The organism is Pseudomonas boreofloridensis, from assembly GCF_030580795.1.
GTDB lineage: Bacteria > Pseudomonadota > Gammaproteobacteria > Pseudomonadales > Pseudomonadaceae > Aquipseudomonas > Aquipseudomonas boreofloridensis.
This window is the reverse complement of the sequence record NZ_JAUQOQ010000028.1, coordinates 22,298-40,549: the sequence shown is the minus strand read 5'-3', so window position 1 is coordinate 40,549 and position 18,252 is coordinate 22,298. Positions and strand designations below refer to the sequence as shown.

General features: G+C 59.4%; 12 protein-coding genes, 1 tRNA gene and 3 pseudogenes. 4 read left to right on the top strand and 12 right to left on the bottom strand.

Going from position 1 to position 18,252, the window contains the following annotated elements; translation table 11 throughout:
• The 4 genes from pqqF to Q6A47_RS21875 form a co-directional block, all read right to left on the bottom strand.
• Positions 1-2,239 (bottom strand): pyrroloquinoline quinone biosynthesis protein PqqF (gene pqqF / locus Q6A47_RS21890; RefSeq protein ID WP_304485364.1); only part of this gene is annotated, 2,239 nt, incomplete at its 3' end.
• A gap of 42 nt (positions 2,240-2,281) precedes the next feature.
• Positions 2,282-3,076 carry a carbon-nitrogen hydrolase family protein gene (locus tag Q6A47_RS21885; protein WP_039581183.1) on the bottom strand — a complete coding sequence of 265 codons (795 nt, stop codon included), beginning with the start codon at positions 3,074-3,076 and terminating at the stop codon, positions 2,282-2,284.
• An 18-nt stretch (positions 3,077-3,094) separates the two neighbouring features.
• The gene (locus tag Q6A47_RS21880) at positions 3,095-4,777 is read right to left on the bottom strand and encodes a flavin monoamine oxidase family protein (protein ID WP_304485363.1); all 1,683 of its coding nucleotides are present in this window, start codon (positions 4,775-4,777) and stop codon (positions 3,095-3,097) included.
• A gap of 165 nt (positions 4,778-4,942) precedes the next feature.
• A complete protein-coding gene (locus Q6A47_RS21875) occupies positions 4,943-5,398 on the bottom strand; it encodes an Lrp/AsnC family transcriptional regulator (protein WP_029614028.1) in 456 nt (151 codons plus the stop codon).
• Positions 5,399-5,566: 168 nt separating this feature from the next.
• On the opposite strand from Q6A47_RS21875, the gene vapB reads away from it, so the two are divergent.
• The 4 genes from vapB (at position 5,567) to Q6A47_RS21855 (ending at position 9,100) form a co-directional block, all read left to right on the top strand.
• A complete protein-coding gene (gene vapB, locus Q6A47_RS21870) occupies positions 5,567-5,797 on the top strand; it encodes a type II toxin-antitoxin system VapB family antitoxin (RefSeq protein ID WP_304485362.1) in 231 nt (76 codons plus the stop codon).
• On the top strand, positions 5,797-6,207 hold the full coding sequence (gene vapC / locus Q6A47_RS21865) for a type II toxin-antitoxin system tRNA(fMet)-specific endonuclease VapC (RefSeq protein WP_304485361.1): 411 nt from the start codon (positions 5,797-5,799) through the stop codon (positions 6,205-6,207). Before vapB ends, vapC begins: the two co-directional genes overlap by 1 nt.
• Positions 6,208-6,767: 560 nt before the next feature.
• Entirely contained in the window at positions 6,768-8,618 is a 1,851-nt protein-coding gene (locus Q6A47_RS21860; RefSeq protein ID WP_304485360.1) for an HsdM family class I SAM-dependent methyltransferase, read from the top strand.
• Positions 8,615-9,100 (top strand): restriction endonuclease subunit S, encoded by a 486-nt coding sequence (locus Q6A47_RS21855; RefSeq protein ID WP_304485359.1) that lies wholly within the window; start codon positions 8,615-8,617, stop codon positions 9,098-9,100. The genes Q6A47_RS21860 and Q6A47_RS21855 overlap by 4 nt, the downstream gene beginning before the upstream one ends.
• 321 nt (positions 9,101-9,421) lie before the next feature.
• Here Q6A47_RS21855 and Q6A47_RS21850 read toward each other — a convergent pair whose 3' ends face one another.
• The 8 genes and pseudogenes from Q6A47_RS21850 to dnaG form a co-directional block, all read right to left on the bottom strand.
• Positions 9,422-9,604, bottom strand: a complete 183-nt coding sequence (locus tag Q6A47_RS21850; protein ID WP_304485358.1) for a hypothetical protein — start codon at positions 9,602-9,604, stop codon at positions 9,422-9,424.
• A 51-nt stretch (positions 9,605-9,655) separates the two neighbouring features.
• Positions 9,656-9,955 (bottom strand): plasmid mobilization protein, encoded by a 300-nt coding sequence (locus Q6A47_RS21845; RefSeq protein ID WP_440137890.1) that lies wholly within the window; start codon positions 9,953-9,955, stop codon positions 9,656-9,658.
• Positions 9,956-10,009: 54 nt separating this feature from the next.
• Positions 10,010-10,663: pseudogene (tnpC, locus tag Q6A47_RS21840) on the bottom strand (IS66 family transposase); the annotation flags it as partial.
• Positions 10,651-10,992 (bottom strand): annotated as a pseudogene (locus tag Q6A47_RS21835) (hypothetical protein); the annotation flags it as partial. The pseudogenes tnpC and Q6A47_RS21835, both read right to left, overlap by 13 nt.
• 126 nt (positions 10,993-11,118) lie before the next feature.
• Positions 11,119-11,195, bottom strand: a tRNA-Ile gene (locus tag Q6A47_RS21830).
• A 15-nt stretch (positions 11,196-11,210) separates the two neighbouring features.
• Positions 11,211-13,778: pseudogene (locus Q6A47_RS21825) on the bottom strand (sensor domain-containing protein); the annotation flags it as partial.
• Positions 13,779-14,127: 349 nt separating this feature from the next.
• Positions 14,128-15,978, bottom strand: a complete 1,851-nt coding sequence (gene rpoD, locus Q6A47_RS21820; protein WP_116889516.1) for an RNA polymerase sigma factor RpoD — start codon at positions 15,976-15,978, stop codon at positions 14,128-14,130.
• A 67-nt stretch (positions 15,979-16,045) separates the two neighbouring features.
• Positions 16,046-18,028 (bottom strand): DNA primase, encoded by a 1,983-nt coding sequence (gene dnaG / locus Q6A47_RS21815; RefSeq protein ID WP_304485357.1) that lies wholly within the window; start codon positions 18,026-18,028, stop codon positions 16,046-16,048.
• Positions 18,029-18,252 lie beyond the last annotated feature (224 nt).

Sequence of the window (18,252 nt, the reverse complement as noted above, 5' to 3'; positions counted from 1 at the left end):
GTTCATCCAGTAAAGGCTGAGTGGTGTTGAGAATAGACCGCTGGAGCTGGGAAAGGTCTGTCGGCTCTGTAGCCAGATATGTCTGCCAAGCCCAGTGCGCGACCTCGGCATTGGGCATCGCCGGTTCGTCGAACTGCGCCGCCAGGGCTGCCTGGGCGGCCGTGTCGAGCGTTACTCCTTCGTTCAGCACTGTGAAGAGATGATCGAGAATCTGCGCGGGGCTCGCCTTCGGCGATTGCACGCCGAACAGCAAGCCGCCTTGGCCCTGGATCTGACGAAAGGCACTGAACACCGCATAGCCCAATTGCAACTCCACGCGCAGACGCTGGTACACCGGCCCTTGCAGCGCTTGCGCCAGCAGCCGACCAGGGCCCTCGGCTGCGCTGGGCAGCGGGCAGAACAGCACAACGGCATGCTCGCTGCCGCCTGTGGCGTGCCGCACCCAACGCCGGCCCGGCGAGCGTGTCGGGGCAGACGGCCGCACGCCAGGCTTTCCGGGCGCGTGCTTGAGCACAGCGCCGAGCGCGGCTTGTGCGGTAAGGTCGAAGCCGATGGCGAGGCCTTGCCGAGGGGCGCTGGCCCAGAGCTGGTCGAGCATCGATTGATCCAGCAGGCTCGCCGGTTGAGGCGGCGCGGCCCTGCCGTGCAGATGATCGGGCAGCGCGCTCAGCAGCGCTCGGATCGGCATTTGCGGCGCTTTGCTGGGCGCTGGAGTGCGTAACAGTTCAGCGCTCGGTTGGCGCAGAGCCTCCAGTGCCAGGGCGACGGTGCGAATCACTGCGCCCGGGCTGCCCGCACAGCGCAGTTGCCAGTGCTCGCCCTCCCGGCTGAAGTCCAATTGCAGCGAGGCGCGATGGGCACGTTCGAGCAAGGGTCGCAGGTTTTGCGACAGGACGTGATGGAAGCGCTCGCGCAGCGGCGAGGCGATCAACCAATGCAGGTAGAGCGTCGCCAGGCCACGCTCAGGTGGCAGCAACGCGCTGATCGCCACGTCGTCGGGCAGGCCGGCACGTGCGCCCGGCAGGTCAGCCCGCAGCAACGGCTCATCGTCAGGTGGCGGCCAGTGGCCGTGGGCGCTGGCGGGAAGGTCTGCGAGCAGTGCTTGGAAGGCCTCGAGCGCTTGTGCGTCCAATGCCGCGAACGGGGTGTCGGCGCTGTCTCGACGCGCCAGATCCAGGGCGCTGGCGGCTTGTTCGCGGCGCTGTTGCAAGCGCCCGAATTCGTCATTGAGTCGCGTGGCGCTCGAGTGACGCAAGCTGCCGAGCCAGCCGTGCAGCAGGTTGCGGACTTCTGCTGGCGGAGCGTCATCGCTCAGATGCAATCGAATGTGCCAGAGCACCTGTCCGGCGAAGGCGTACAGCGTCTCGCTGTGGACGTCCCGCAGCCAGCCGCGTTCGCGCAAGGCGTCGAGCCAGCCACCGGGGCGGCTGTCATTCAAGCAGGACAGCAGCAGTTCCAACGCCTGTGCGGCGCCCGGCGGCAGCGCGTCGTGGGCAAAGAGCAGCTCCAGACAGCCCGCCGTGGCCGGGTGTTCGACCCAGGGCGCGTCGAGCAGGGCAGGAGGCGGTTGCTGTGCCTGCGCTGGACCCTCGGCGAACAGGTTGGCGAACGGTCGTGCCAGTGCTTCGAGTGCGTCCAGCGATTGCGGGCCGCACAGGCTCAAGTGAATGTGGCTACCCCGGTAGAAACGGGCGTGGAAGTCGAGCAGCGCTCGTTGGAAGGCAGGATCCTGGACGGCCAGGCTGTATCGATTGCCTGCATGAAATCGACTCAACGGATGGCGCGGCGACACACGCTGCAACAGCGCGAACTGGCGCTGCGCCTGGTCGTCGCGCGACCAGGCGATGAACTCGGCGTGGATCACCTCACGCTCGCGGCGCTGGCGCTCGACGCTCAGATCCGGCTCGGCCAGCATCTGGCACAGGCGCTCCAGTGCCGAGCCTAGGGCGCTGACAGGCACTTCGAAGAAAAAATCGGTGATGCGCTCGCGGGTGCTGGCATTCACCTGACCCCCGACCGCCTGCACATGACGCATCAGGCCGTCCTGCAAAGGAAAGCGGGCGGTGCCGAGGAAGAACAGGTGTTCGAGAAAATGCGCGAGGCCGGGCCATCTGGCCGGGGCATCGTGGCTACCGGCATGCACCCGCAGGGCGGCGGCAGCGCGTTTGAGGCGTGGCGCGTGGCGCAAGGTCAGGTGCAGGCCGTTGGCCAGGGTCAACGTGCGGATCGGGTCGGTCATGGGCGCATGCTAGCGTATTTGCGCCGCCGCAGCTCTGGCGGCTCAGCGCTGGACGCGATGCAGGTCGTGCCGCAGGTCGGCCAGATACGGGAAGGCCTCGCGTCCTTGCCTCAGCGTGTGATGTGACAGGTCTGCCAGCAGCAGGCTTTCCTCATTCCCGGCCAGGCTCAGTTGGCTGCCGTCCGGCGCGACGATGCTGCTCTGCCCGCAATACTGGATCTCACCTTCCGAGCCGCAGTAGTTGGCGTACACCAGGTAGCACTGGTTCTCCTGCGCCCGCGAACGTACGGTCACCTGGCAGACGAAATCGTAGGGCGCCATGTTGGCGGTCGGCACCAGGATCAGTTCGGCACCGTTCAACGCCAGGCGCCGGGCGTTCTCGGGGAACTCGATGTCGTAGCAGATCAGCAGCCCCAGCTTCCAGCCATTCAACGCCACCACCGGGAAGTGCTCCTCGCCGGGGCTGAACATCGTGCGGTCCAGCTCACCGAACAGGTGCGTCTTACGGTAGTTGCACAGTCGGCGGCCGTGAGCGTCGATCAACTGCACGCTGTTGTAGACCGCGCCGTCTTCGCCCTGCTCCGGATAGCCATAGACGATGGCAATGTTCTGCGCCTGTGCAAGCTCGCCCACAGCCTGGGCCGATGGCCCATCGACGGGCTCGGCCAGGCGCTGCACGGCCTGGGCACCGATGTTGTAGCCGCTCAGGAACATTTCCGGGCACACCAGCAACTGCGCACCTTGCGCCGCCGCCTGATGTGCCCGTTCGCGCAACCGGTCTAGGTTGCCAGAGACGTCCAGTGGCCTGGGCGCGCCTTGGAACAGGGCGATGCGCATGCCGTTTCCTCGCGGTTTTCAGTCGGGCAGGGCGATGGGGCCGATGTCGGCGAACACGTCACCAGGACCTGGATTGTCCGGATGTGTGCGGCCGCCAAAGTGGTTCATGATACCCCACACCGCATTCAGCGAAGTCTGCACCGCGCCTTCCACCCAAGCCGGCGTCCAGGACACATCGTCGCCGGCGATGAAGATGCCGCGCTGCTCGGCCGGCAGATCCTGCTGCATGAAGTGCGCGTACATGCGCTGGTTGTAGCGGTAATGGCCCGGCAGTGCGCCTTTGAAGGCACCGAGGAAGTAAGGATCGGCTTCCCAGGAAATGGTGATCGGGTCGCCGATGATATGCCCGGCGATGTCGGTCTTCGGGTAGATCTTCTTCAGCGAGTCCAGGGCCAGTTGCACACGTTTTTCTGTAGGGTGCGGCAGCATCTTCAGGGCATCGCTCATCCATGCATAGGACAGGCAAATCACCCCCGGCTTGTCGTCGCCGTTGTCGAACAGATAGGTGCCGCGCGTGAGGCGGTCGGTGAGGGTCATGCTCAGCAGGTCGCGGCCGGTTTCCGGGTCTTTGTCTTTCCAGAACGGCCGATCGACCATGACGAAGGTCTTCGACGACTGCATGTAGCGCGTGCGGTCCAGGGCCATCCACATCTTCTGCGAGAACAGCGCTTCCTCGCAGTCGATCTGCGTGGTCAGCAGCCAGCTCTGGCAGGTGGTCAGCACTGCCGCGTAGTGGCGGCAGTCGCCGTAGTTGTCGGTGACCGCCAGACGCCCGTCACTGGCCCGCGCGATGCGCTTGACCCCCGCGCGCGGTGCACCGCCGTGCAGCGACTTGAGGCTGGTACCGGCCGGCCAGTGCGCCGCCTGCGCCGGGGCGTGCCGCCAGATGCCCTGCGGCACCTGCTCGACGCCACCGACCACCAGGTGCTGGTGATCGTCGCAATTGGTCATCACCACGCGGAAGATTTCCAGCATCGAATTGGGGAAGTCCGAATCCCAGCCGCCGGTGCCGAAGCCCACTTGGCCGAACACTTCGCGGTGCTGGAAGCTCAGCTGGGCAAAGGCCTTGGAGGTGGCCACGAAATCATAGAAGGTGCGGTCGTCCCACAGCGGAACCAGCGTATTCCACAGCGCTTTCAGACGCGGCACGTCACGCTCGCGGATCGCCTGCTGGATCTCGCCGAAGGACGCGCGGTCTTCCAGCGCGTCGGCCCAGGCGTCTGCCACTTCGCGGAAGATCGGTGGCAGATCGCCGGGGTTTTCTGCGTAATAGGTCTGGCCCTCCAGATCGATCACCGTGCTGGGTGAGGCCGGGGTCAGCGGGTTGGGGAAGGGGCGGGTTTCCAGCCCCAGCTTGTCGACATAGTGGTAGAAGGCGGTGGAGGACACTGGAAAGCGCATGCCGCCCAGTTCGGCGACGATGGCGTCGGTGCCGTTGAAGGCCTGCGAGCGCAACCGCCCCCCGAGTTTCGACGCCTCGTACACCACTGGCTTGAGGCCCAACTTCATCAGCTCGTAGGCCGCCACCAGACCGGCGATCCCGGCGCCGACGATGGCGACTTCCTCGCCCTGTCGCTCGACGGGAATACTGCCGAGCCCGGCAGGATGCTCCAGCCAGTCATCGAATGCGAAGGGAAAATCGGGGCCGAAGATGGTCACCGGTGGCTTGCCGTCGGCGGGATGGCGGTTTTTCTTGTTCATCTGATGACCTTGCCAGAGCGGCTGCGCAGAGGGCGGAGCCTGAGTATAGGAAATGCCTGGCGATCATTTTAGGGCTAGGGATGGTCGTTATTAAGAGCAAGAGTGGCGTCGAAATGCCTGTTTTCTCGTCATAACGACTTGAGCGTCGAACGTTATGACGAGCGTTTACACCGCCTGGCCACGATCCACCTTGTGGCTGAGGATGATCGACGTGGTGGTTTTCTCGACCCCTTCAAGGCTGCCGATCTGGTCGAGTAACTGGTCGAGCTGTTCGGGGGAGTCGCTGCGCAACCAGGCCACATAGTCGAACTCCCCACTCACCGCGCACAGTTGCTGCACCTGGCCCATGGCCGAGAGCCGGCGCACCACCTCGCGTCCGGCACGTGGCTGAACCTTGATCCCGACGTAGGCTTGCAGACCGCCGCCGGCCAGACGCTGACCCAGGCGCACGCCATAGCCGGTGATCACCTTGTGCTTTTCCAGCCGCGCCAGGCGCGAGGTGACCGTGGTGCGGGCGATACCCAATTGACGCGCCAGCGTCGCCACGCTTTCGCGGGCGTTGATTTGCAGCAGGGCGATGAGCTGGCGGTCGGTGTGGTCCAGGGGGAGGGTGTCTGGCATGGCGGGGCTCTTGGTGCGGTGGACTCAGGCGATGGTACGGGGGTTTGCGGGGAGCCGCTTGGGAAACTAGACAAAGCGGAGCTCGTCAGAATTTTGTATATCCCGTTGACATATCCCTGAGTGCTTAGAATTATGTTGACCGAATGAATCAGTAGAAAAGGATGGATTATGGAACAGGGGTCAGTCTTCCAGAGTAATCGAAGCCAGGCTGTCAGGTTACCTAAGGCCGTCGCATTACCCGACGATGTAAAGCGTGTCGACGTTGTCGTGCTCGGTCGCGCCCGAATCATCACGCCCGCTGGCGAGTCCTGGGATAGCTGGTTCGACGGCGAAGGTGTCACACACGATTTCATGGACGAACGTGAACAGCCAGCAGATCAAGAGCGTGAGTCTTTCTGATGCTGAAGTTCATGCTCGATACCAACATGTGCATCTTCACCATAAAGAACCGCCCGCAAGAAGTCAGGGAGGCCTTCAAACGCCATGATGGTCAGATGTGCATCAGTACACTAACGCTCATGGAGCTTATTTATGGTGCGGAAAAATCGTCTAGCCCTGAGCGTAATTTGGCCAACGTCGAGGGCTTCGCTGCACGCCTTGATGTACTCGATTATGACCAGGCGGCCGCTGCTCATACCGGCCAGCTTCGTGCCGAGCTAGCCCGTATTGGGAAACCCATTGGACCGTACGATCAAATGATCGCTGGACATGCCCGCTCAAGAGGTCTGACCGTCGTCACCAATAACCGCAGGGAGTTTGACCGCGTTCCTGGTCTGCGAGTGGTGGATTGGGTCACTACAACTGATTGAGGTTCCCAGTCTGATGTCCAGGCAGCTTTGCACTTGGCACCATTCCCCACTGCACCGGTTATGCCTAGGCGTCGCCCCTGAGTGTGGGTAGGGAGGCCTGGCAGTGGCGCAGGGCGCTCGGCTCGACGAGTGAAACGGGGCCACTCGTTATAGCCAAATCCGGGAGCCGAATACGATGCGCCATTCGGCTCACTGTCTAATGTGCTGGTGTGGACAGTTTGTGGGCAGTGAGCTCCAGTGCCACATAAAAACGGCCGCCGCCAGAAACGACAAAGCCGCGCGGTGCGCGGCTTCTAACATGGTGGGCCCACACGGACTCGAACTGTGGACCAAAGGATTATGAGTTGCGTACTCGCTATAGTAGCACTGATAATAGCAGGTTAACCAAGCGTAGGTTGACGTTATCCTTGTAAAAACGCCTCCTGTAGCTCTACGTAAGCGAGCGTAGCTTTCCAAAGCTTATCTGTGTACCTGTACTGTACCGCCTGGAGCAGCTCGTTGACGTCGGCGTAAGGCTGATTAGGTCATTCCTCGCCTTCATTAGATCTTGAGAAAGCTAAATGTCGAGAAAATCGGAGTTTTCGTCGTACGTATTCATCAAAAATGATCTGTCAAGAATGGGTTGGAATACAAAAAATCCAATTCGGGCGGCAGGGGGAGAGTTGTACACGCAACAAGAGTGCCTCGATCATCCTGGGGTAGCTGAAGTTTTAGGGCGTCAGCGACCTGAATATGTATTGAAGATTTTTGAAGACTCGCTTTGGGTAATAGAGGCTAAGGGACAGCAGAATCAGATCGATACTGCTTACCTGGAAGCTGTTGATTATGCGAGGCAAATTAATAATTCTTCGCTTGTGAAAGCTAGAATAGTTTGCGGTGTGGCGGGAAATGATGAAGAAGGATACCTAGTCAGGACAGGCTTCGTCAAACAAGACGGTACCATTGATCAAGTCGTCTACAATGATAAGTTCATAACTGGTCTACTTTCTCCCGTCCAAGCTAGGTATCTAGTTGAGTCTAACTCGAATGTGCTAAACGAATTAGTCACAGACGAGGTGGTGCTAATGTCCATTGCGGAGCAGATTAACGAAGAGCTTCATAAGGCTTCGATTAATAAAGATCTTCGCGCGACCGTGATGTCGTCGGTGTTGTTGGCGATGGTATCTGACACTTTGCCTAATTTCAATGCCTCGCCTGAGGTCTTCATAAAGGATATTAACAACCGGGCTGAAGATGTACTCATAAATCACGCTAAGCGTCAGTTTGCTGAGTATATAGAAATTAGATTGCCTCAGGAATCTGCTGCTCGTAGCAAGTATAAGGCCGCAGTTGTAAAAGTTTTCTTCTTGTTGCGAAAAATAAATATTAAGGCGGCAATGGATGGTAGTCAGGATCTGCTGGGCAAGTTTTATGAGGTGTTCTTAAAGTATGGTAATGGGGCTAAGGATATAGGGATTGTCCTTACTCCAAGACATATCACAGAGTTCTCTGCAAAAGTATTAAAAATTACCTCGAGCGATTTGGTATACGATCCAGCGTGTGGTACCGGTGGTTTCCTTGTTGCTGCATATGATGCGGTCAGAAATAACGAGCCAGAAAATGTCGAAATGTTTAAAAAGCATCGGATATTTGGCGTTGAGCAGCAGGCGAACGTTGCGTCTTTGGCAATTGTTAACATGATCTTCCGTGGCGACGGGAAGAATAATATTGTCAATGGTGATTGCCTGTCTCTAAATCTCAATAGAAAAATTCGTAACGGAGAGGTTAGCGCTGAATACCAAGAAGATGCTGGAGATAGAAAAGCGGTCACCAAGGTATTGATGAATCCTCCATTTGCACTGAAGCGAGAGGACGAGCAGGAATTTACTTTCATCGATCATGCGCTCGAACAGATGGTCGATGGAGGGCTGTTACTGTGTGTAATACCAGTTTCAGTTATGTATTCTAGTGGGAAAGAAATGGCCTGGAGAAAGAAGCTTCTCCAGCAGAATACTCTTGTTGCCTCAATGTCCTTCCCCAACGATTTGTTTTATCCGCAGGCGTCTGTGGAGCCGGTGATCATCGTTGTTAGAAAAGGCGAGCCTCATCGTGAAAGTGCCAAGTGTTTGTTTGTTCGGGTAACTGATGACGGTTTCTATAAGCTCAAAAAGCGCAGGCTGCCCCACGCTGATATTAGCCAGCTTGAAGTACTTACACCAGACATCGTAAAATTTGTCGATGGCGGGCGAATCGATGAGGTGCCAGGTGTAATTCAGGCTAAAGCTATCAATCTGCAAGATAGTGCGCTTGAGCTGATTCCACAGCAGTATCTCGATAACGCGAATCTTGATGTCAATAGCCTGAAGTCGGAGTTGGGCTCGATTCAAACTGAGCTGGTATTTCAGGAAATTCGAAAGGGGCTGGATCTGTGAGGGTTGAAGAGCTTTTTTCAATTGCTGTGGCTAAGTCTAAAAGTACTGATGATTACACGCACGGTGATGTGGCTTTTGTCACAAATACGGAGATGAATAACGGTGTTGTGGCTTATGTAGAGCCTTTTGAGGATGACAAAGTGTTCACGGGGCCTGCAATTTGTATTTCAGGTTTGGGGCACGCAACCGTTCATTTCTACAAGTTTTTGCCTAAAGGAAATGGCGGTGATTCGTGTACCATTCTGACTCCGAAAGTAGATCTGAAGAAAGCCGAGTTGCTATATTATGCGGCGCTTTTCAACTCCCTGCATGGTTGGCGCTTCTCGTTCGGTCGAAAAGCAAGCAAGCGTCGTTTGGAAAATTTGGATATGTCGCCATTGCATACTGATGCACCAATTAATCTGTCGCAAGAACTAGAGTTAACTAATCGCATGATGGAGCGGCTTCTTCGTGAAAAAGAAGGGCAGTTGACAGAGGAATGATTATCGTGAAGGCGGACTGATGTTCGCCTTCCACTTTGACGGTTTGCTATTGCAGTGCTCTAGTTTTGTTTTGTATTCATAGTTGGCTTTCATTGATTTAATTTGATCTTCAGGTCGTCGATTTCTTGCTTTCTATGATGTAAGGCAGGATTTAGTGTAAATGGCTCCTGTCTTTAGGCCGGGTTAATGATGCTCCATCGTTCAAGGCTGGCAAGGATTGCAGTGTTTACGACATCTGTGTGCTTATCTATCAGTCGACTAAGAGCTTCAATGCGCTCAACGGTTATTGGTTCTTAAGTATCTCATATGTCGCGGTCGCGATCATTGGTCTTGGTTGCGGTCCTTTATTTTTCTAGTTGCAATAGTTTGGCGGATTAGTATTTTCCATTCTTCTAAGCTTGCGCCCTCTTTTATGAACGCAGTGATCATAGCGGCTAGATCCCCAGGGTTATTTTTGTAGACTTTCGCAATTGCTAAGTCGTGACCTATGTCTTTTTCTGCCATGCTTTCCTCGATCTAGTGAGTGTCAGGTGAGCGGGTAGGAAGCGTGATATATCATCTTACAACTCGCGACATAGTAGTGAGGAGTTCGCCCTGCAATTTTCGGAAGTCGTTCATCATCGCTTCCACGTCGGTCGGCCTTGCACCTTGGCCGCGCTTCTCTGCGAGCCAAAGTTTCAACAGTCCCGCGACCCGCCCAAGGTCGCCATGGGCCTTGACCAGATCGGCCACGGCGGTCAGGTCTACGATCGACCGTATTGGCGTGTTCAATCCGACCGCGCGCATGAATGCCGATTGAGACATGCCCGCTTGCGCGGCTCGCTCTATCAGCTCGGCACGCTCGTCCTCGGTCACAAATACCTTGTACGCGATCCATAAACCCCACCTGCCCAACAGTGGGGTAACGGTTTACCGTAGCATCTCTGGCGAGCAGTTCCACGGTAGCAGCGCTTCGTAGTCTGCTACCGACGAGGCTTGCGGTAGCCTCTCAAGTACGTGATGCAGCCACGTATAAGGCTCTTGGCCGTTGACCTTGGCGGTCTCGATCAGGCTGTAGATCTTCGCGCTGGCACTGGCGCCGTTGACGGTGTCGCTGAACAGCCAGGCCTTGCGCCCTATGACAAACGGCTTGATCGCTCTTTCGGCCGTATTGTTATCGATGGGCAAGTAACCCGCTTCGACATAGCGCTCCAGTCGACTCCAGTTGTTCGCCAGGTAATGCACTGCCTTGCCCAACGCACTTTGTGCGGTCACCTGCGACTGGGTTTTATCCAGCCAGCTTTTCAGTTGTGTCAGGATCGGCAGGCTTTTCTCCTGTCGACCAGCAAACCGCTGTTCATCACTGACGTCCTTGAGCTCGCGCTCGATGCCGTACAGCTTGTTGATCATCGCCAGCGCGATATCAGCCCGTCCGGTTTTACCTTTGGGCTGCACTTTTTGCGCGTCCACGAACTTGCGTCGCGCATGGGCCATGCACGCCAGTCGCTCCACGCCCGGCTGCAACGCCAACGCGTTATCGCCGGCGTAATCATCAGTCATGACATAGCCACGGTAACTCGGTAATCGGCTATCACTTCGGCAGAAAGTGCAGCGAGCGAGTATTTACCCAGCCCCTTGATTAACTGCTTCGCCTTGGTGATCTCCGCCCGCTGAGTCGTTGGTTTCTTCGTCGGCGTGATTTCCCGTAGATATCGCTGCAAGGCTTTTTCAAGCGTCAGTCGCTCGGACCCGCTGCGCTGGATATAGACACCCCGCACCATTTCATCTTCGGTACGTCGTGACCAATCTTCGGCGTCGCGTTTGGTGCGGAAGGTTTTGGCGTTGGTCGGCCATCCGGTCTTGCGGATGACGGCCTTCCAGGTGCCGGCAGGGGTTTTGACGATTGTGGCCATCTGAAGGACTCCAAAGGCGTGCAAGCGAAGCCGCACTGTACCTAATTTGTACCTTTGGACCATAGGACTGATCCGGCTGCCACAAACCCAAAAAGCCGAAAGCCGCGTAGTACGCGGCTTCAAGGTTGGTGGGCCCACACGGACTCGAACCGTGGACCAAAGGATTATGAGTCCTCTGCTCTAACCAACTGAGCTATAGGCCCCAGAGGTCGGCGCGATTATAACGAGGGTTGGCCATGGGTGCCATCTGAAAGATCCGTTGGTGCTATGCGAAGAAAGCGCGCGGCGAACTGCTCGGCCGGCAGCGGCAGGCTGACGATGTAGCCCTGAATCTGCTCACACCCTTCAGCCGCCAGGAAGCGTTGCTGGGCCGGGGTTTCCACGCCTTCGGCAATGATCGTCAGTTGCATGCTGCGGCCCAGGGCGATGATGGCGCGGGCGATGGCGGCGTCGTGGGGATCGTCCGGCAGGCCGCGGATGAATGACTGGTCGATCTTGAGGATGTCCAGCGGTAGGCGCTTGAGGTAGCTGAGCGACGAGTAACCCGTGCCGAAGTCGTCGATCGCCAGTTGCACGCCCAGGCCCTTGAGTTGGTGCAGGATGGCCAGGGCCTCTTCGGCCTGGCTCATGATGAAGTTCTCGGTGATCTCCAACTGCAGGTCGCCGGCCTGGAGCTGGAAGGTGCCGAGCAGGTGTTCGATGCGCCGCGCCAGGCTCGGCTGGCGCAACTGCGCGCCGGCCAGGTTGATCGACAACGGGCCGAACGGTGCGTAGGCGTGCTTCCACTGGTGCATCTGCCGGCAGGCCTGCTCCAGCACCCAATCACCCAATTGCAGGATGCTGCCATTCTCTTCGGCCAGGTGGATGAACTGTTCGGGTGGCACTTCGCCGAAAGTGGGGTGCGTCCAGCGTACCAGCGCTTCGGCGCCGACCAGGGCCTGGGTCTTGAGGCTGAACTTGGGTTGGTAGTACAGGCTCAGTTCGTTGCGCTCGATGGCCCGGCGCAGTTCGTGTTCGAGGAAGATCCGCTCGTTGGCCTGGGTGGTGAGGTCCAGGGTGTAGCTCTCCACGCGATTGCGGCCTTTGGCTTTGGAGCGGTACATGGCGGCGTCGGCGTTGCGGATCAGGGTGGCGACGTCGGTGCCGTCTTGCGGGTAGAGGCTGATGCCGATGCTGGCGCTGGTGAAGAACTCGTGCTCGCCCGCCTGCACCGGGGCGTGGAAGCAGGCCAACAGTTTGTTGGCGATGGCACTGGCATCGCTGGGGCGGTGCAGGCCGGGCAGGAGAATGATGAACTCGTCGCCGCCCAGGCGTGCCACGGTGTCGACATCGCGCACCTGCTCCCTGAGGCGCTGGGCGATGCCTTTGAGCAGCAGGTCGCCGACGGGATGACCGAGGCTGTCGTTGATGTGCTTGAAGCGGTCGAGGTCGAGAAACAGCACGGCGCCCTGGCGGTTGGGGGCCTGGGCGCAGTTGAGGGTGGCTTGCAGGCGGTTCTCGAACAGGGTGCGGTTGGGCAGGCCGGTCAACGGGTCGTGGTGAGCCTGGTAGTCCAGTTCCGCCTGGGCGTGCTTGAGGCTGGAGATGTCGGCGAAGACCGCGACGAAGTGGCTGATCTCCCCCTCGCGGTTGCGCACGGCGCTGATGGTCAGCCAACTGGGATAGAGTTCACCGTTCTTGCGTCGATTGCAGATTTCGCCCTGCCAGTGGCCTTCGGCGCACAGCTGATGCCAGAGGGCGGCGTAAAAAGCGCTGTCGTGCTGGCCCGAGGCGAGCAGGCGTGGCGTCTGGCCGAGGGCTTCGTGTTCGCTGTAGCCGGTGATCTCGCTGAAGGCACGGTTGACCGCACTGATGTGCTGCTCGGGATCGGTGATGAGCACGCCTTCGGCCGTGTTCTCGAATACCGTGGCGGCCAGTTGCAGCTTTTCCTGCATCAGGTGGCGTTCGGTGATATCGCGGGTAATGGTCAGCATGCAGTCGGTGTCGCCGATGGGCAGCGGTCGCGCAGACACTTCGCATAGCCGAATCTGACCATCGCTGCGGCGGATATGGCAGCTGAAATCGCGCACGAAGCCGTCGCGGCGCAAGCGTTCGACCAGGCGCGCGCGCTCGTCGAGGTCGGCCCAGATGCCCAGGTCCAGGCTGTTCTGATCGCGGTTGGGGTCGATGTCGTAGCCGGTCAGGCGGCAGAAACCCTCGTTGACCTCCAGCAGCAAGCCGTCGCGCTGGCGTGACAGCAGCAGGCCGTCGGGCGAGGCATGGAAGGCCTTGGCGAACTTCTGTTCGGAAAGACGCAGCGCCTCTTCGGTGCGCTTGGTTTCGCTGATGTCGATCATCAGGCCGCGAATCAGCGGTTTATGACCGTGGCCGATCATGCTGACGATGTTGCGCACCCACAGTGTCTGGCCGTCGGCACGTACCACACGGTAGTCCAGGCTGTGGTCGCGGCCCGCTGCCGTTTCGCTGTCGCAGTAGTGCTGCACACGGAGGGCGTCATCGGGGTGCAGAATGCCCCGCCAGAAACCGGGCTTGAGCCACTCGCGCTGTGGATAACCGAGCAGATCCTCGGCGTGGGGGGAGACGTAGCTGTAGGTGAAGTCGTTGGCATCGGCTTCCCAGGCCACTGCCGACAGGCTCTCGATCAGGCCTCGATAATGGTATTCGCTGCTACGCAACTCCTGCTCGAGGGCGATTCGCCGAGAAATTTCCGAAGTCAGGCGGCGATTGATCCGCAACATGGCGATGAGAATCGCCACCACGGCGGCAAGCGCTGGCAAGCCAAGCAGCAACAGGTTGTGCCACAGGACCACTTGCTGACGATCGACGACCTGCATTGGCGCATGACTGCGGGCATCCACGGTGAGGTTGGCGTCGGTAGGCCGAATCTGCGAAGACGATTCGGACGCAGGGGGTAGGGCGGCAGCAGTGTTCTGGTCGGTCAAAGCGCTGGCAGTTGTGTTCCAGATCAGCAGGAGCAACAGCACAAGTGCCGGCAGCAAGGGCATGGCGAACTCTCGATCAAAGGGGCTGATTCGAGTGTAGACGTGCCGGGATGAACGGTGCCGAGGAATGCGGCCAACGGCCTGCAGGTTTTTGTCGCCCAAGAAAAACCCCGGCCTGGGCCGGGGTTCGTCATCACTCGTCGAGGAAGGAGCGTAGATGCTCGCTGCGCGTCGGATGACGCAGTTTGCGCAGCGCCTTGGCTTCGATCTGACGGATCCGCTCGCGGGTCACGTCGAACTGCTTGCCGACCTCTTCGAGGGTGTGGTCGGTGTTCATATCGATGCCGAAGCGCATGCGCAGCACTTTCGCTTCACGGGCGGTAAGGCCCGAGAGTACGTCGCGCGTGGCTTCCTTGAGGCTTTCGACCGTGGCGACATCGATCGGGGACTGCATGGTGGAGTCCTCGATGAAGTCGCCCAGGTGCGAGTCTTCGTCGTCGCCGATCGGGGTTTCCATGGAGATCGGCTCTTTGGCGATCTTCAATACCTTGCGGATCTTGTCCTCAGGCATTTCCATACGCTCGCCCAGCTCTTCCGGCGTCGGTTCGCGACCCATTTCCTGCAGCATCTGCCGGGAAATACGGTTGAGCTTGTTGATCGTCTCGATCATGTGCACCGGAATACGGATGGTGCGCGCCTGGTCGGCGATCGAGCGGGTGATCGCCTGGCGAATCCACCAGGTGGCGTAGGTCGAGAACTTGTAGCCACGACGGTATTCGAACTTGTCCACCGCCTTCATCAAGCCAATGTTGCCTTCCTGGATCAGATCGAGGAATTGCAGGCCACGGTTGGTGTACTTCTTGGCGATGGAAATCACCAGACGCAGGTTCGCCTCGACCATTTCTTTCTTGGCGCGACGGGCTTTCGCCTCGCCGATGGACATGCGGCGGTTGATTTCCTTGATTTCGGCAACGGTCAGACCGCTTTCGGTTTCGAGGTCGATCAACTTCTGCTGGCAGGCGACGATGGCCGCGTCTTTCTCGCCCAGCGCGGCAGCCCACTTGGTGCTGCGCTTGGCCAGATCACCGCTCCAGGTCTGGTCGGTTTCGTTGCTGGGGAACAGGCGCAGGAAGTCGGCGCGAGGCATGCGGGCATCACGCACGCACAACTGCATGATGGCGCGTTCCTGTTGACGCAGGCGGTCTAGGGCACCGCGCACACGCTCGACGAGCGCGTCGAACTGCTTGGGTACCAGCTTGATCGGCATGAACAGGTCGGCCAGGGCTTGCAGTGCCTGGACGCTTTCCTTGGCGCCGCGACCATGCTTCTTCACCACCTTGTTGGTGGCCTGCAGCTGGTCGGAGACCGCACCGAAACGCTGTGCGGCAACGACAGGGTCCGGACCGCTCTCGGTCTCTTCCTCTTCGTCGCCGTCGGCGCTCTCTTCTTCTTCCTCGTCGGACTCTTCCTTGGCGGCGGGCGCCTTGGCACCGATGACCGGCACTTCTTCGGTCGGTGCGGCGATGTTGTCGTCAGGGTCGATGTAGCCGCTGAGCACATCCGACAGGCGGCCGCCTTCGGTGGTGACGCGGTCGTACTCGCCGAGAATGTGATCGACGGTGCCCGGGAAGTGGGCGATGGCGCCCATGACTTCACGGATGCCTTCCTCGATGCGCTTGGCGATTTCGATCTCGCCTTCGCGGGTCAGCAGCTCGACGGTACCCATTTCACGCATGTACATGCGCACCGGGTCGGTCGTGCGGCCGATATCGGTTTCGACTGCTGCCAACGCAGCGGCGGCTTCCTCGGCCGCGGCTTCGTCGGTGTCGGCTTCCGCCAACAGCAGGGCATCCGCATCCGGAGCACTCTCGAATACGTTGATCCCCATGTCGTTGATCATGCGGATGATGTCTTCCACCTGTTCCGGATCTGAAATATCCTCAGGCAGGTGGTCGTTGACCTCCGCGTAAGTCAGGTAGCCCTGCTCACGACCGCGGGTGATCAACTCTTTGATACGAGATTGCTGTTGCGCTTTTCCGGACATAACACCCTATCCACTGAAGGTCTTGGCGGGCAAAAAACAAGCCGAGGATTATACCCGAGCATGGACCTCACGCGCCAGATGAGGTCGGGGTTTGTGCGGGAACATTCCTGCTCAAAAGGGCAAGAAGCTGCGATTTTTCCTCGCCGCTCAGCTCACTTTGACGTGCTTTCCTGAGCAGATGTTCCAGGCTTCGCTCGCGCTGGCGAGCAGACAAGCTAGTAATGGTGTCGAAAAACTGTTGTTCAAGGTTATCGGCATCGATGAGCCATTCCTTCTCCGCCAGTGCCCGCAACAGGCGGCCTTGGTCGGTGCCGTGCCAGCGCGCGATCAACTGCATCGAGCTTAGACCAGGATTTTTCTGCACGGCTTCGATCAAGGCCACCAACAGCTGGCTGTAGAGGTGTTCCTCGGCAGCGAAATGGCTGGCATCTTCCACCTTGCCGGCCAGCAGCGGGTAGTGCAGTAAAGTGCGCAAGGCCGCGAGAGCCGGGGGTTCCACGGGGGCTGGGGTGCGTGGCGGAGCCTCATCGCGCTGCCAGCCTCTGGCGCCTTTGCGCTGCTTGTCCCAGGGCTTGCCTTTGCCCTCCCAGGGCTTTTTCGAGCCGCCCTTGGGGGGCGTCCAGGGCCGTTGTTCTGGCTGTGCCTGGCCATAGTCGTAGTGCTGGTCGGAAAAGTCCGGGGTGTAGCTGGCCATGGCGTCGTAGTCATAGCCTGGATCGTAGTCCGGTACGTTGGGGGCTGCCGGCTGCTGGGCCAGTTGCTCCATTTGCTGCATGTCCAGGCCGGTGATTTCCTTCAGCCTGTTGCGCATCAACTGACGCAAATTGGCGCCCGGAATTTTTTCGATCAACGGTGCAGCCAGGGTCGCCATGTGCGCCTTGCCTTCCAGTGACCGCGGGTCGGCTTCGTTGCTCAGTTGCTCGAAGAAGTAGTCGGCGAGCGGTTGCGCGTGCTGGTGGATCCGCGCCTGGAAGGCATCGGTGCCCTCGGCACGGACCAGGGTGTCCGGGTCTTCACCTTCGGGCAGGAACAGGAAGCGCGCGCGGCGACCATCCTGAAGTGTTGGCAGTGCGGCTTCCAGGGCGCGCCAGGCGGCTTTTCGTCCGGCCTGGTCGCCGTCGAAGCAGAACAGTACGTTGGGCACCACGCGAAACAGGCGCTTGAGGTGCTCCTCGCTGGTGGCGGTGCCGAGGGTCGCTACGGCATTGCGCAAGCCTTGCTGGGCCAGGGCGATGACGTCCATGTAGCCCTCGACCACGATGATTTCGTCGAGATTGCGGTTGTGCTTGCGCGCCTCGTACAGCCCGTAGAGTTCCTGGCCCTTGTGGAACACCGGGGTTTCCGGTGAGTTCAGGTACTTGGGCTTGTCGTCGCCCAGCACCCGACCACCGAAGGCGATCACGCGGCCGCGGCTGTCGCGGATGGGGAACATCACCCGGTCACGGAAGCGGTCGTAGCGCTTGCCACTTTCGGCGTTCTCGATGAGCAAGCCGGCGTCGATCATGACTTTTTGCTGCAGGGTGTCCGCGCCCAGGTGCTTGAACAGGTTGTCCCAGCCCGGCGGCGCGAAGCCCAGGCCGAAATCACGGGCGATTTCCCCGGACAGGCCTCGGCCTTTGAGGTATTCGACTGCCGCCTTGCGCGTCGGATGATTGCGCAAGGCCTGGCGATAGAACTCGGCCGCGGCTTCGAGCAGCGGATACAGAGGCGAGTCGGTGGGCTGGCGCGGCTTCTGCCCGCGTCGGCCTTCCTCGCGGGGTACTTCCATGCCCGCGGCGCGGGCCAGTTCCTCGACCGCCTGGGGAAACTCCAGGTTGTCGTGGTCCATGATGAAGCCCAAGGCGTTGCCCCCGGCGCCGCAGCCGAAGCAGTAGTAGAACTGCTTGTCGGGGCTGACGGTGAAGGACGGGGTCTTTTCCTTGTGGAACGGACAGCAGGCCGAATGATTCTTGCCGGTCTTCTTCAGTTGGATGCGCGAACTCACCACATCGACGATGTCGGTGCGGTTGAGAAGATCATCGATGAAGCTCTGGGGAATCAGCCCGGCCATGGCAGTCTCGTTATCTGGCTACGGCAAGTCTAATCGCAGAAGTGCAGCAAAGGAGATGCGAGTGCGCGGTTCACCTGCCGCATCGGGCATTCGAAGGTGAAGCGCTGAATAGATGCCCGATGACCGGAGTCTGGGCGCCCGAAGCACAGGGCTTGGGATTTGCAGCTACAACTGCCATTAGCCCGGCACGAGGCCGGGCTGGGCAGAAGCCTTGCGTAGAACGT